At 63.5% G+C, this 12,887-nt stretch carries 17 protein-coding genes; 16 read left to right on the forward strand and 1 reads right to left on the reverse strand.

What is annotated here, in order from left to right:
• Nucleotides 1–3 precede the first annotated feature (3 nt).
• On the forward strand, nt 4–1,023 hold the full coding sequence (locus tag N539_RS18235) for a DNA cytosine methyltransferase (RefSeq protein WP_443027628.1): 1,020 nt from the start codon (nt 4–6) through the stop codon (nt 1,021–1,023).
• On the forward strand, nt 1,023–1,775 hold the full coding sequence (locus N539_RS17850) for a YdaU family protein (protein WP_028970144.1): 753 nt from the start codon (nt 1,023–1,025) through the stop codon (nt 1,773–1,775). The genes N539_RS18235 and N539_RS17850 overlap by 1 nt, the downstream gene beginning before the upstream one ends.
• Here N539_RS17850 and N539_RS18810 read toward each other — a convergent pair.
• Nucleotides 1,754–2,194 carry a hypothetical protein gene (locus N539_RS18810; RefSeq protein ID WP_197018402.1) on the reverse strand — a complete coding sequence of 147 codons (441 nt, stop codon included), beginning with the start codon at nt 2,192–2,194 and terminating at the stop codon, nt 1,754–1,756. The two genes, N539_RS17850 and N539_RS18810, sit on opposite strands and share 22 nt — an antisense overlap.
• On the opposite strand from N539_RS18810, the gene N539_RS17855 reads away from it, so the two are divergent.
• The 14 genes from N539_RS17855 to N539_RS0110115 all read left to right on the forward strand — a co-directional run bounded on the left by N539_RS17855 (nt 2,184) and on the right by N539_RS0110115 (nt 12,877).
• Nucleotides 2,184–2,540: a hypothetical protein gene (locus N539_RS17855; protein WP_051531723.1), complete on the forward strand. Its 357-nt coding sequence runs from the start codon at nt 2,184–2,186 to the stop codon at nt 2,538–2,540. The genes N539_RS18810 and N539_RS17855 overlap by 11 nt on opposite strands.
• The gene (locus N539_RS0110055; protein ID WP_028970146.1) at nt 2,530–4,062 is read left to right on the forward strand and encodes a hypothetical protein; all 1,533 of its coding nucleotides are present in this window, start codon (nt 2,530–2,532) and stop codon (nt 4,060–4,062) included. The genes N539_RS17855 and N539_RS0110055 overlap by 11 nt, the downstream gene beginning before the upstream one ends.
• A gap of 44 nt (nt 4,063–4,106) precedes the next feature.
• Nucleotides 4,107–4,286: a hypothetical protein gene (locus tag N539_RS0110060; RefSeq protein ID WP_156029878.1), complete on the forward strand. Its 180-nt coding sequence runs from the start codon at nt 4,107–4,109 to the stop codon at nt 4,284–4,286.
• A gap of 146 nt (nt 4,287–4,432) precedes the next feature.
• Complete coding sequence (locus tag N539_RS18550; RefSeq protein ID WP_156029879.1) at nt 4,433–4,582, forward strand: hypothetical protein; 150 nt, start codon at nt 4,433–4,435, stop codon at nt 4,580–4,582.
• A gap of 196 nt (nt 4,583–4,778) precedes the next feature.
• Nucleotides 4,779–6,533 carry a portal protein gene (locus tag N539_RS0110070; RefSeq protein ID WP_051531724.1) on the forward strand — a complete coding sequence of 585 codons (1,755 nt, stop codon included), beginning with the start codon at nt 4,779–4,781 and terminating at the stop codon, nt 6,531–6,533.
• Nucleotides 6,530–6,742, forward strand: coding sequence for a hypothetical protein (locus N539_RS0110075; protein WP_028970149.1), 213 nt, complete (start codon nt 6,530–6,532; stop codon nt 6,740–6,742). The genes N539_RS0110070 and N539_RS0110075 overlap by 4 nt, the downstream gene beginning before the upstream one ends.
• Nucleotides 6,743–6,819: 77 nt before the next feature.
• On the forward strand, nt 6,820–7,029 hold the full coding sequence (locus tag N539_RS18555; RefSeq protein WP_197018403.1) for a hypothetical protein: 210 nt from the start codon (nt 6,820–6,822) through the stop codon (nt 7,027–7,029).
• A gap of 22 nt (nt 7,030–7,051) precedes the next feature.
• Nucleotides 7,052–7,750, forward strand: coding sequence for a hypothetical protein (locus tag N539_RS0110085; RefSeq protein ID WP_028970150.1), 699 nt, complete (start codon nt 7,052–7,054; stop codon nt 7,748–7,750).
• Between the two features lie 5 nt (nt 7,751–7,755).
• On the forward strand, nt 7,756–8,790 hold the full coding sequence (locus N539_RS0110090) for a major capsid protein (RefSeq protein ID WP_051531725.1): 1,035 nt from the start codon (nt 7,756–7,758) through the stop codon (nt 8,788–8,790).
• A gap of 25 nt (nt 8,791–8,815) precedes the next feature.
• Nucleotides 8,816–9,259, forward strand: coding sequence for a Bbp16 family capsid cement protein (locus N539_RS0110095; protein WP_028970152.1), 444 nt, complete (start codon nt 8,816–8,818; stop codon nt 9,257–9,259).
• Between the two features lie 13 nt (nt 9,260–9,272).
• The gene (locus N539_RS0110100; protein ID WP_028970153.1) at nt 9,273–9,839 is read left to right on the forward strand and encodes a hypothetical protein; all 567 of its coding nucleotides are present in this window, start codon (nt 9,273–9,275) and stop codon (nt 9,837–9,839) included.
• Between the two features lie 82 nt (nt 9,840–9,921).
• The gene (locus N539_RS0110105) at nt 9,922–10,428 is read left to right on the forward strand and encodes a hypothetical protein (RefSeq protein WP_156029881.1); all 507 of its coding nucleotides are present in this window, start codon (nt 9,922–9,924) and stop codon (nt 10,426–10,428) included.
• Nucleotides 10,425–11,234, forward strand: a complete 810-nt coding sequence (locus N539_RS0110110) for a hypothetical protein (RefSeq protein ID WP_028970155.1) — start codon at nt 10,425–10,427, stop codon at nt 11,232–11,234. The genes N539_RS0110105 and N539_RS0110110 overlap by 4 nt, the downstream gene beginning before the upstream one ends.
• Entirely contained in the window at nt 11,234–12,877 is a 1,644-nt protein-coding gene (locus N539_RS0110115; RefSeq protein ID WP_156029882.1) for a hypothetical protein, read from the forward strand. The genes N539_RS0110110 and N539_RS0110115 overlap by 1 nt, the downstream gene beginning before the upstream one ends.
• The last annotated feature ends 10 nt before the right edge of the window (nt 12,878–12,887 follow it).

Raw genomic sequence — 12,887 nt, forward strand, 5'->3', positions numbered from 1 at the left:
GGAATGCTCGGCCTCGGCGTTGAAGTGGCGCTACCGGGCGCTCGCACGGTCTGCCACGTCGAGAGGGAAGCATATGCCGCCGCGATCCTGGCATCGCGCATGGAAGCGGCTGAGCTGGCTCAAGCGCCTATCTGGACTGACGTTGCCACATTCGACGCTCGCCGTTGGCGCGGAGCGGTGGATTGCGTCCTGTCGGGGGATCCCTGCCAGCCCAACAGCGTCGCGGGAAAGCGCGGCGGAGCAGACGATGATCGGTTCCTCATCGATCAGGTCGTTCGCATCTTCGACGAGAGCGGGGCTGGTCGTCTCTTCCGAGAGAACGTCACGGGGAACGCCGACGGGCAGCTCGCCGCATTGGTCCCGGCACTGGAGCGATTGGGTTGCCGCGTTGCGGTCGGAATATGGCGCGCGTCCGACGTCGGCGCTGCTCACGGACGCGAGCGATTGTTCGTCATGGCCGACCGCGAAGGCGATCAGCGGTGGAGCGAACAGCAGGCGCGAGGAGCGCGGAGCCGGCGGTCCGGACCTGCAGGAAGTGGTCAAGGAATGGCGGACGCCCGCGGCGCACGACCCGGGGATCACCACGGAGCGACTGAAGGATGCGGAGGGTCGGACGTGGACACCGGGCCAACGAGCCTACGACCGCGAGACGGGCCGCATGGCGCAGACGGGCCTGACGCAGCAAGCCGAGACTTGGCCGACGCCAATGGCGGGTTCGCCGGGAACGGAAAGCTACAACGAAGCGGGCAACAGCGACTTCTCGCGGAGGGCAATGGAACTTGCGGAATCGCCTTCGCTCCAGGCCCAAACGACGGACGCTGGCCAACCATCCTTGAGCGAGCGCCGCACCTTGAACCCGCTGTTCGTCGAATGGCTGATGGGCTGGCCAATCGGGTGGACCGCCTCCGAGCCTGTGGAAACGGGGTTGTCCCATTGGCTGCAGCTTATGCGTGGCGTTCTCTCGACGCTCTGCTCGCCGAGGGAAGAGACGCAGGGGAAATTGCTATGACGGAGGCCGCATAATGGCCGAGTTTCCCGCGCTCCCGCTGTGGACCGACGCCTACCTGGGCGACACGACGCACCTGACCACGATTGAGCACGGCGCCTATTTGCTACTGCTGATAACGGCTTGGCGGACCAGCGAATGCTGTCTGCCCGACGACGACCGACTGCTCGCCCGATATGCCAGAATGAACGGCCAACAATGGAAGCGGATCAGGCCGATCATTGAAGCCTTTTTCGTGGTCGATGGCGGCCAGTGGAGGCAGCGCAGGCTAACCGACGAACGCGAGTCTGTTCAACAGCACCGTGCTCGACAATCAGAGAAGGGAAAAGCGGGCGCCGTAGCTAAAGCATTGAAAAAGCAGGGACGGCATAAAGCCCCGGCTAAATCCGGCTTAGCCTCTGCTGAAGCAGGGGTTCAACCGGACGCAAGCTCCCTACTCCATACCCAAGAAGAGAAGAAAGAAAGAACCCCCAAACCCCCGCAGCTTCCGGCCGACGCGCGATCGGTCATGGAAGAGGGCGGGTTCGTCTCACCGCCGCCTGACCTCGCCTTGCTGAAGGATTGGTACGCACTCGGCGCTACCCTCGACCAGGACATTCTGCCCGTCGTGCGAACGGTCAGCCGAAACCTCAACAAGCCGCCGTTCAAGCTCAAGGTGTTCGACGTCGCAATCCGTGAAAAGCTGGCCGCCGATCAGAGCGAGATCGAACGGTTGCGCCGCATCGCCGAACGCAACGACCTCAGTCGTCAACCGGCATCGAGCGACTGATGTTGATGGGGCCAGCCGTCGACCGCTACGAAAGCGCTCAATCTCTTGCTCGAGTTGCGTCGGCGCCCTTGGTCGTTTGCGAGCTCATCTTCACTGTGACGGAGGGAGACCGGCAGCATATCGCCATGATCCGTGATGGTCGCGGGGATGCTGAAACCTGGGCCGAGCGGTACGCGATCATTTGGGTCGCCCGTCAGTTCACGCACCACAGCTTTCCCGAAATTGGCCGGGCGCTCGCCTCCGACCATTCCAGCGTACTCCGCGGCTATAATCGGGCAAAGCTGTTGTATCGCACGGATCGCGAATTTCGAGCTCTTGCGGCGAACCTGGTCAAGCATCTGCCGCGACGACGCCGTGTGCAGAAGGGCGCTCGCGAAATCATGGAAGGCGTAAGGCGCTAAACCGAAGATGAATACCATCCGGACAAATCGCGCGCGCGCCAAGTTCCTCGCGACACTCGCAAAACACTGCAACGTCGCCGAGGCGTGCCGCTCTGCAAACATTAGCCGCTCGGCAGTTTATGACTGGCGAAGCGATGATAAGGCCTTCGCCAAGGACTGGGATGACGCCGAGCAAGAGGCTGCCGACAAGCTCGAAAAGGTCGCCTGGGATCGAGCGACCGGTACCGACAAATCGGACCGCATGCTGGAGATCCTGCTCAAGGCTCATCGGCCGGAGAAATTCACCGACAAGGTCAAAGTCGAAGTAACGGACTCGGCGCGCGAGTTGGAGGAAGCCCGCAAACGGGCACGCAATGGGCGCTAATCTGCAGCGCGAGATCATTGCTGACCTTGGCTCGTTCACCCACGACCCGCTTGGTTTCGTGCTGTGGGCGTATCCTTGGGGCGTCAAGGGAACGCCGCTCGAGAACGAGGATGGGCCAGACACATGGCAACGAGAGCAGCTCGCCGCCATCGGGGACAGGCTGACGGCCGATCCGTTCGCTCACGTTTTCGACCTGACGGCGAGCGGCCACGGCATCGGCAAGTCGGCCGAGGTGTGCTGGGTCAACCACTGGGCACTGATGACGCATGAAGACACGCGCGGCGTGATCACCGCCAACACCGAGACGCAACTGAGGACCAAGACATGGGCGGAGATGGCGAAGTGGCACTCTCTGCTCAACTTCGAGCTTCTGCGCCAGCTGTTCATCCTCGAGGGCACCAGCATCCATTCCAGCCAGCCAGGGCACGAGCGCACATGGCGGATCGATGCTATCCCGTGGAGCGAGAGAAATCCGGAGGCCTTCGCCGGACTGCATAACGCGGGCAAGCGCATCATCCTCACGTTCGATGAGGCGTCAGCGATCGCGGACACCATTTGGGAGGTCGCTGAAGGCGCGCTGACTGATGCCGACACCGAGATCCTGTGGCTCGGCTACGGCAACCCAACGCGTAACACCGGGCGGTTCAAGGAGGGCATCGCGGGCCGCCATCGCCACCGCTTCACGCACCGTCAGATCGACAGCCGCGAGGTCAAGCGTACCAACAAGACGCTGCTCAAGTCGTGGATTGATACCTATGGCGATGACAGCGATTTCGTGCGGGTCCGCGTCAAGGGCCAGTTTCCGCGGGCGAGCTCGATGCAATTCATCGCCTCCGATCTGGCGCAGCAGGCGCGTACTCGTGAGGTCCCGTCCGGCCTCGTCACAGACCCCATCATCTTCGGGGTCGACTGTGCCCGCTTTGGCGATGATCACTCGACCTTGGCCATCCGCAAGGGGCGGGACGGGCGCTCGGTGCCGTGGAAGCGGTGGCACAAACAGGACGCGATGCTCCTCGCCGGCGATATCGCGCTGGAAGCCGAGCGGTGGAAGCCCGACGCGATCTTCGTCGATGCCGGCAACATCGGGGCGGCGGTCGTCGATCGGTTGCGCCAGTTGTTCAGCAGCGGCGGTGGGCGACCAAAGTTTCCCGTTTATGAGGTGTGGTTCGGCGGTGCTGGACGGGAGGCGACCTGGTCTGCCGATATGCGTGTCAAGACGATGAACAAGCGATCGGAGATGTGGACGAACATGCGCGCCTGGCTGGCAACGGGCGCGATACCCGACGACGATGACATTGAGACTGACCTGACGGGCGTCGAATATGGTTACGGACCTGACCAGACCAGCATCCAGCTCGAGAAGAAGGAGCACATGAAGGCGCGCGGCCTGGCCTCTCCGGACGATGCAGATGCGCTCGCATGCACTTTTGCCGAGCCGGTCATGCCGCGCGTGCCGAAGCATCGCGATCCTGCCGCCTATATCGAAGGCACAAACTACGACCGATTTGCGGAGCTGGGGTGAGGCTTACCAACCTCCGTTGCCTCACTGACAGCCAGGGGGAGGGCATGCACGCCGATTTCACCGCACCTGATGGGCGCAAGGGTAGTGTTAGCGTGTCGCTCGCTGAGTACGAAGCCCATGGTGAGGCGGCGTTGATGGAGGCCGCGCGGTTCGTCGTCTTCGAGCAGCGCCGCCACGATGCCTACGCCCCGCCAGAACGTGACAGATTCAACGAGCTAAACTAACCGGCCTCATGGCCGAGATTCTCAGCGGCGTTGTGAGCCTGCTCATTGTGCTCGCGCTGATCGCCTACCTGCGCCGCTAGGCGCTGTGCATAAAGCCGCCCGCTAGACCCGCCACAGCGTAAGCCTCCGCCAACCACGGAGGCACCATGACGGTCTCAACCATCCTGCTCATCGTTGCGCTGATCCTGTTCATCCTCGCGGCTCTTCCGAAGGTGAGCATCGGCAGCGTCAATCTGGTCCCTGCTGGCCTCGCTTGCGTCGTGCTGGCGGTGCTGCTCGGCTCGGGCGCGCTCTAGCCCATGTGCTTCGGTGCTCCGAACATGCCCAAGCCGCCGAGCGTTCCTGAGCGGCAGACGCCCAAAACGCCTGTGCAAGCCGGGACCAGCCTCACTGATGAAGCCGACCGCCGCCGCCGCGGATACGCCGCGATGATGTTCTCGCAGAATACGGGAGCGCCAACGACCAGCGGCCCGACTATCACGGGGGTCTAGCTTGGCCGAGCGCGAAGTCCTCACGGTCCGCGAGGCGCCCGACGACAAGCTCAGGAAGCATGCCGAGAACCGCTTCAGGGCGATGGCCGAGACTCGCAAGGATGTCGACGCCGACGTGTACGACATCGCCGGGCTGTGCATGCCGTCTCGGTCCAAGCAGATCGTCGAGAATTACAAGGCGATCCCCACGTCTCGCGGCGGGCAACGGAAGAACGCCAGCAGCCGCAACACCCTCTACGACGGCCACGCCATTCGCTCGTTCGAGATTTGCGCCAACGGCATGCTGTCGGGCCTCTCGTCGCGCTCGCAGGCCTGGTTTCGCCCGACCCTGATCGACGAAGACCTGATGGCCTACCATCCGGTGCGGCTGTGGCTCGATGACGTCGCGACCCGCATGTACGCGGCCTTCGCGATGTCCAACTTCTACGAGGCGGCGCTCGCCGTTTACCTCGAGATGTCGGCCTTCGGCACCGCTGCGGATACGATGGTCGCCAATGATCAGTCGATCAGCGTCAATCATCCGCTGACCTTTGGCGAGTACGGGCTCAGCACGGGCGAGGACGGCCGGCCCAGTGCGCTGAGCAGAACCTTCACGCTGACGACCCAGCAAATGGTCGAGAAGTTCGTCGCCGACCGATTCGACAGCCAGAGCCTCGATTGGAGCCGCGTCACCCAAGGCGTCAAGGAAGCATGGAACGGCGGGTTCTATGGCCGGGCCTTCGTCGTCAACCAGCTGATCGAAGAGAATCCCGCCTACGTCCCCGGCAAGCTCGGCGCGATCGGGATGCGCTGGCGGTCGATCAAATGGCAACCCGACGAGACGACCAAGAAGAAATTCCTGTGCATTGAGGGTTTCCGCGAGCAGCCGTTCATGGCGCCGCGCTGGGAGACGCTGAGCGGCGAGGATTGGGGCACTGGCCGCGGCAAGAAGGCGCTCCCCGACATGCGCGCGTTGCAACTGGCGGCGAAGCGCTCTGGCGAAGCCGAGGACATGGCGGTCAAGCCGCCGACATTCGGTCCGCCGTCGATCGATCGGGTATCGATGCTGCCTGGCTCGCACACTGCGGTCGCGGCCGTGGACATGAGCGTTGGCATCAAACCGGTTTACGAGATCGATCCGAAGATCCTGAGTCTGCTCGACAACAAAATTGAGCGTCTCCACCGCGCCGTCGACGCGATGACCTACGCCGACCTGTTCATGGCGATCACCAACATGGACGGGGTCCAACCGCGCAATGTGGAAGAGCTGCTCCGCCGGCATGAAGAGCAGATGACGCAGCTGGGTCCGGTGATCGACCGCGCCAACAGCGAATTCCTGCAGGTGGCGTTCGACCGCATGTTCGGGATCATGGCGCGCGCCGGGATGTTGCCGCCGGCCCCTCCCGAAATCCAGGGCATGGAGATCAAGGTCGATTTCGTCTCCGTGCTGGCCCAGGCGCAGAAACTGCTCGGCATTTCGCAGACGGAGCGCTCGGTTGCTTTCGTCGGCAATCTCGCGGCGGCATTCCCCGAGGCGCCGGACAATATCGATATCGACGCTATCATCCACGATTATTGGGACCGCACGGGCGCACCAGCAGCGGGTCTCCGCGACACCAAGGTTCGCGACGCGATCCGCCAAGGCCGCGCCCAGCAGCAGCAGGCCGAACGCATGGCAGCCATGATGCCCGCTACGAAGGATGGAGCGGACGCGGCTCGTCTGCTGAGCGAGGCGGACACGGGCGACGGATCGATGCTCCAGCGGCTGGTCGGATGACCTACGGCGCCCGCAACTCGGGCGAGACGCGCGGCTTTAGGCGGCCGGGACAACAGAGCGGGCTCCAGGCATTGCCGACGACGCGAGTGCGCGATCTTTCGGCGGTAGCCCTCACCAACGCCGCCAATGACGCTGCCGCTGCGGCGGCTGGCGTGGGGATCGGCGAAACCTACCGGAACGGCTCGGTGCTGATGGTGCGGGTCTCGTGAGCACGCCCGTCGAGCTCGACCTCAAGGCGCTTTGTGCACAGCCCTCCTTCCGCCGTTGGCTATTGCATGTTGCGCGAATGAGCGGCATTTTCACGCCAACCGCTGGAGCCAGCGAGACCCTTCAAGCACGCGAAGGGCGAAGGTCTCTAGGGTTGGAAATCATCCTCGAAGCATCGCGCGGATTGCCGCGCGGAGCAGGCACCGAACAGATGTTCGCTCTCCTGCTGGCAAGCGAGGCCAACCCCAAGGAGACCCCAGATGAAGAACCTGATCCCGAACGCGAATAGTCCCCTCCTCAATGGAGTCCGGATGACGGCTGCCGAGCGCGCTCTGGGTCGATTCCTGCGTGCGCCGGACGGGCATGATCCAGCTCCGGCCGATCCGCCCGCAGACCCGTCCGCTGCTCCTGATCCGACGATCCTCAACAACGATCCAACCCCAGCGGACCCGCCAGCAGACCCGAAAGCCGCTGATCTCAAAGCGGCCGATCCGGCTCCTGCCGAGCCCGCGACCGTTCCCGAAAAATACGAGCTGACCGTCCCCGACGGATTCGAGGGCATCGACAGCGATGTTCTCGCTGAAGCCACCCCGGTGCTCAAGGAGCTGAACCTCACGAACGAGCAGGCCGACAAGCTCACCCCAATCGCCGCCCAGCTGGTCAAAAAGACAATGGACCGTGCCGAGCAGGCCGTCACCGACCGCGCGATCCAGAACCGCAAGGATTGGGCCGAAGCGTTCGACAAGGACGAGAAGATCGGCGGCGCCAACAAGGAACAGACGATCAAGGACGCCGCCAAGGCGTTCGATCACTATGGCTTGAAGAAGGGCGAAGGCCTGCGGCTCCTGCTCGATGAGAGCGGGCTCGGCAACCACCCGGACCTGATCCGCTTCGTCTCAGCCGTCGGTCGCGACCTCGCCGAGGGAACGCACGACCGCGGCTCACACGTCACCACCCCGAAGACGCCCGAAGGAGCGCTCTACGGGCCTGAATTCCAACCGAAGGGATAACGATCATGGCTGCACGCAACGGAGCACTTGCCACCCTCATCGACGTGACCGCCGGCTACGGCGAAGCGGGCGAGGCGCAGGGCGCGATCGCGGAAATCCTCACCAAGGAAAACCCGATCCTCGAGGACATGACCTGGAAGGAGGGCAACCTCCTCACCGGTGAGCGCACCTGGGTCCGCACCGGCAAGCCCGGCGTTGCGTGGCGCCGTTATAACCAGGGCGTGCCGGTTTCGAAGGGCACTGCCGGCTCGATCGACGAAGGCGCGGCTCAGCTCGCGGCGACGTCGCAGATGGACCGCAGCCTCGCCATTCTCGGCGGCAATCCGGCGCGCGCTCGCATGAGCTTCGCCAAGCCGTTCTTCGAGGCGATGAACGACGAAGCCTCGCTGAAGCTGTTCTACGGCAACGCGACCTTCGAATCGAAAGAGTTCACCGGCCTCACGCCGCGCTTCAACTCGCTCAGCGGTCCGACGGCTTCGCAAATCCTCGATTGCCTCGGCACCGGCACCGACAACCGCTCCATGTGGCTTATCGATTGGGACGAAGAAGCCATCACCGGCATCTACCCCAAGGGTACCAAGGCGGGGCTGCTGCACATGGATTCGACCGCCAACCGCGTGTCGGGCCCCGACGGCTATCCGATCGGCGACCTGACGCCGGACGCGAGCGGCAACCAGTACCTCGCCTACACGGACTTCTTCCAGTGGGACCTCGGCCTCGCGGTCAAGGATCCCCGCCACGTGGTCCGCGCGGCGAATATCGACTTCTCGCTGATGGCCAAGGACCGCAGCACCGGCGCCGACCTCGAGGACATCCTGGTGCAGATGTTCCATCGCGCCAACCGCATCGGCCCGAACGCGGCGTTCTACGTGCCCAAGCCCGTCGGCGCGATGCTTCACCGCCAGGCGCTGTCGGATTCGCGCAACGCTCGCGGGATCATCGGCTTCGACGAGATCGGCGGCCGCAAGGTCCCGTCCGCGCTCGGCGTTCCCATCCGCAGCGTCGACGCCTTGAACGTCGACGAAGCCCGCGTGGTCTGATTGAGCTTTTGAGGAGACAGACGAGATGAACACCGACAGGGAACTGCTCTGCTCCGAGAAGCAGGCAATCACTTCGACGCCGCTGGTTTCGACCGACAGTGTGCTGCTGACCGGCAGCACCCTTGGCCTCACGCGAGGTCGCCATCTGCGCGCCTTTGCCCAGATCGAGACTGCACTGGCCGGCGGCGCTGGCACCGGCATTACCGCGGAGATCATCGGCGCCGATGACGCCGCGCTGACTTCCAACGTGGTCAGCCTCTATTCGAGCGGCAACATCGTGAACGCGAGCGCGCCGGTCGGAACGCGGCTGATCGATCAGCCCATGCCGGCCACGACCAAAGCCTATGTCGGCTTTCGCTTCACGTCGGCGGGCGGTGCTTATGCGAGTGGCGCCATCACGGCGGGCTTTCTGCTCGGCACCGAGACGCCGCAGGCGAACCGTCCGGCGTACCAGGCCCACGGCTTCTAGGGAGTATTGAACGATGGTTGAGAAAGTCATCACCAAGGTCAGCTTCGTCGGCGAAGGCTATGCCGGCCGGCTGGCCTACCCGGGCGAAGTCGTGGACGTCGATGCCAAGACGGGCGCGCTCGCTCCCGCCGGTTCGACGCCGATTGGTAACCTGACCAACGAGCAGCTGCAGGCTGAGATCGATCGCCGCGAGGCCAACGACGGCGAGACCAAGCCAGTGTTCGGCAGCAACGTCGCCGATGCGAACGACACCAACACGGGCGCTCAGCCGCTCGTGATGGCGCCGATCCGTCCCGGCAGCGGTCCGGAGCCGCAGGGCTTGCCCCCGGGCACGGTCCCGCATGGCGACAGCTTCATCCGCCCGGCACCGTCTGAGGCGAATGCGGCGGTCGAGGTCGTGCTGGGCACTGGAGCCGACGTGGCTGCGCTCACGGGCGCTCCCGCTGCCTCGGACAAGCCGCTCGGCTCGCAGAACAAGGCAGAGCTGCTGGAGACCGCCAAGGCGCGCGGCATCGAGGTCGACGAGGGCGCGACCAAGGCGGATATCCTCGACAAGCTCGACGGCGCCTCGAACGCCTGACCGGGGGGGCAACGGAGGAGCGGTGCGACAGTTTCAACACCGCTCCTCTCCTCCCACCACCGCTTAACCGGGAGGAACGGGCATGCCTGACGTCCAAGAAAGTCCAATCGGCCCTGTCGTTCTCATTCCGGATCAAGACGGCGTAGAGCGGCGCATTCCAGCCCAGGTGCTGGTCGACGAAAACGGCAATATTGCTTCCCCGCAGACCGACGCGACCGGGCAGGCCATTCTTGACGTGCTGTCCACGCCGGCGGACACGCTGCCTCCCGCCGCCCTTTCAACAACGAAGCGCTTGGCACGGGCCGTTGCTTCGTCTTCGACCGCGACCACCACGAGCCTTGTCGCGGCCACGGCCTCGCAAACGACCCGCCTTCATCGCGCGGTTATTTCCGTTGCTGGCGCGTGCCTTGTCGAGCTGCTGGACGGCGCTACCAACGTGAAAACCATCCGTTTCGCGGGCGCCGGAATCGTCATTCTCGACTTCTCGAGCGAGCCTTGGGTGATCACCACCGTCAACACGGCCCTCCAGTTCAAGACCAGCGCCGCCGTCCAGGTGGACGTTGATGTTGAATATGTGAAGTCGGCATGAGTTCTTATACTTCGTTCGGCGCTGGCGGAGCAACGCAGCCGCTAAATCCGCCGATAACCTATGAGCCCTTGGGCTATGGCGCGACCGGCACCCTAATTTCCGTTCCCGGCGCCGGCGCGAACGTGAAGGGCGCTTATACTGCGATTGGCGCGACCAGCTCGGCATGGTGCGGCTTTGAGCTGGATATTAACTCACCCAACTCTGCCTCGAATCGCTACCTGCTCGATATTCGGATCGGCGGTGCGACCGTCATTCTCCCGAACCTTTTTGTTCAGGGCGGAAGCCAACGCATCTACCTCCCGCTGCAGGTTCCATCAGGAACTCTCATAGAAGCCCGGGTCCAGTGCCCGACGACCAGCGCAAGCCTCAAGATCGCAATAAGCGGCCATGTGGCCTCCGCCTCCCTGCCGCCCGGTTTTGCGGCGGCGGTTGATATTGGCGGAGCGGACACGACCAATACCCTGGCCTCGACGGTCGACGTAGCCGCAGCGTCGTCACAGGTTTGGACGCAGTTACTTGCCGCCACGTCGGAGGCGTACGGAGCGCTGCTGATGAGCGGCAGCTACAACGGCACTGTTCCGGCAACCGCGCAAACCGCGACAATGGCGGTAGCGACAGGCGCGGCAGCAGCCGAGGTGCAGATCGGCAAAATGGGCGTCATCACGGCGGTGAGCAATCCGACGCTCTCCCGCGCTGCTCGGCTCCTCGAACTGGCCATACCCTCGGGAACAAGGCTCTCAGGCGCATTTCAAGCGGCCGCGCCGGGAACGGACAACTTCCGCTTCGGGCTGCATGGGTTCAAATAATGAACCTTGGCCAGCTCTTTCGTTTGATCCGCGGCGGCGATGGTGCCGCGGTCGCACCTCCAACGGGGGGCGGCGGTGGTGGCGGGGGAGTGCCCCCTCCTATCGCATTGAGCATCACCCAGGTTAAGTGCCACGAGCCGAAGGCGCTCCCAATTGTCGGGAACCTTGCGACGGTTACGAGCACCGATTTAGCGACGATCGATTCCACCATGAGTGGCCTGCCCAACGGGTTCGGCCTTTCCCCATCGCGCAACGTGATCCAGTGGGACGCGGGGATGAACGACGACGCCGGGATCGTCACCTATCATCTGAGCGACGGCGTTAACAACAACGTGGCCGTCAGCATCGAAAAGCTGATGAACCTCTATCTGCCGGGGGTCGAAAAAACAGCCCCAGTTGGAACGCCGGTCGCATGGCTTTACGGCTATCACGGATCCACTCGGCCGACTCTCGGTGGTGCAGCGACCACCTACTTCGAGTTCAAGGGCTGGAACATCAACACCCGCTGGTATTGGTGGATCGCGGTCAAGGCTTCGCTGTCCGGCCTGAGTGCGCCGTCAACGGTCGCCTACACGGTGGCCGCGAGCGGGCTGACGGGCATCAGCGGCACGATAGACATTCTCGCCGGAACGGGTGCTGTTATGAGCGGCTGGGACGATCCCATTGCTCCTACTGCCCCGCTGTCGCCAACCTCGGTTCGTTCCTCCGGTGCGATCCTGGCGTCCAACCGCGCATACGACCGCGAGGACGTTACGGGCGTAGCCCTGCCCTACAAGCAGAACGTCACCGGGCTTTCTAATATCTCAATAACGAATGTGACCGGCGACAGCGTTGCGATCATTATGCGTAATTCGGGCGGGTCTGGGCTTACCAATTTCACTCTGTCCAAGGCGCTGATCACCAACGGGCGCTATTTGCAGGGCATCGGTCACGGCGGGGCCAAATTTGGCAACAACCCTTGCTACAACTGCCTTGTCGAGGACATTAGCTGGACCTCCATTCCCGGTGGCGCATTCGCAACCAGCGAAAGCGATATCGACGGCGGTGCCTGTATTCAGGGCAAGGACGCCACGAAGAGCTACGCTGGCAACATAACCTTCCAGCGCATCCACGTCGACGGCCTCTACATGAACTCCGTCTCTGCCGGCGGAGGTTCGATCTTCCCCAACGGCGATGGCTGCGCGACCGAACGTTATCATAGCTGGCTTGGCCCGATCACGATTCAAGACATCTGGTTCAAAGGCTCCGATGCCTGCGTGGACTGCAAGGCGATCACAGGAACCGTCATTCAGCGCCTTCACCATGAAGATGGGCATTATTGCATCAAGGATTGGGGCGGGAACACCTGGGATTGCTGCAAGGGCATCGGGGTCAACTCGTACCATATTCAGTGCGTCAGCTTAGGGACCGGCGACACGCCGCTGCGCGTGGTTCGTCGCTACGGCACTGCTCAGGCGGACGTTCCGCTGATCAATTTCGAGACCATCCCGAGCTGCGTTCTTATTCAGAAATACGATGTCCCCGCTGGCATCACCAAGTGCCATGGCGAAACCGCCTCCATCGGCTCGATTGCAGTGTTCCCCGACGGGACCGGCCTCTACCAGACCGGCAGCAACGCATTCACGCCCTTCACTCCCGTCTGACCCGCTGTGC

Source organism: Sphingomonas sp. URHD0057 (genome assembly GCF_000620665.1).
Classification (GTDB): Bacteria; Pseudomonadota; Alphaproteobacteria; order Sphingomonadales; family Sphingomonadaceae; genus Sphingomicrobium.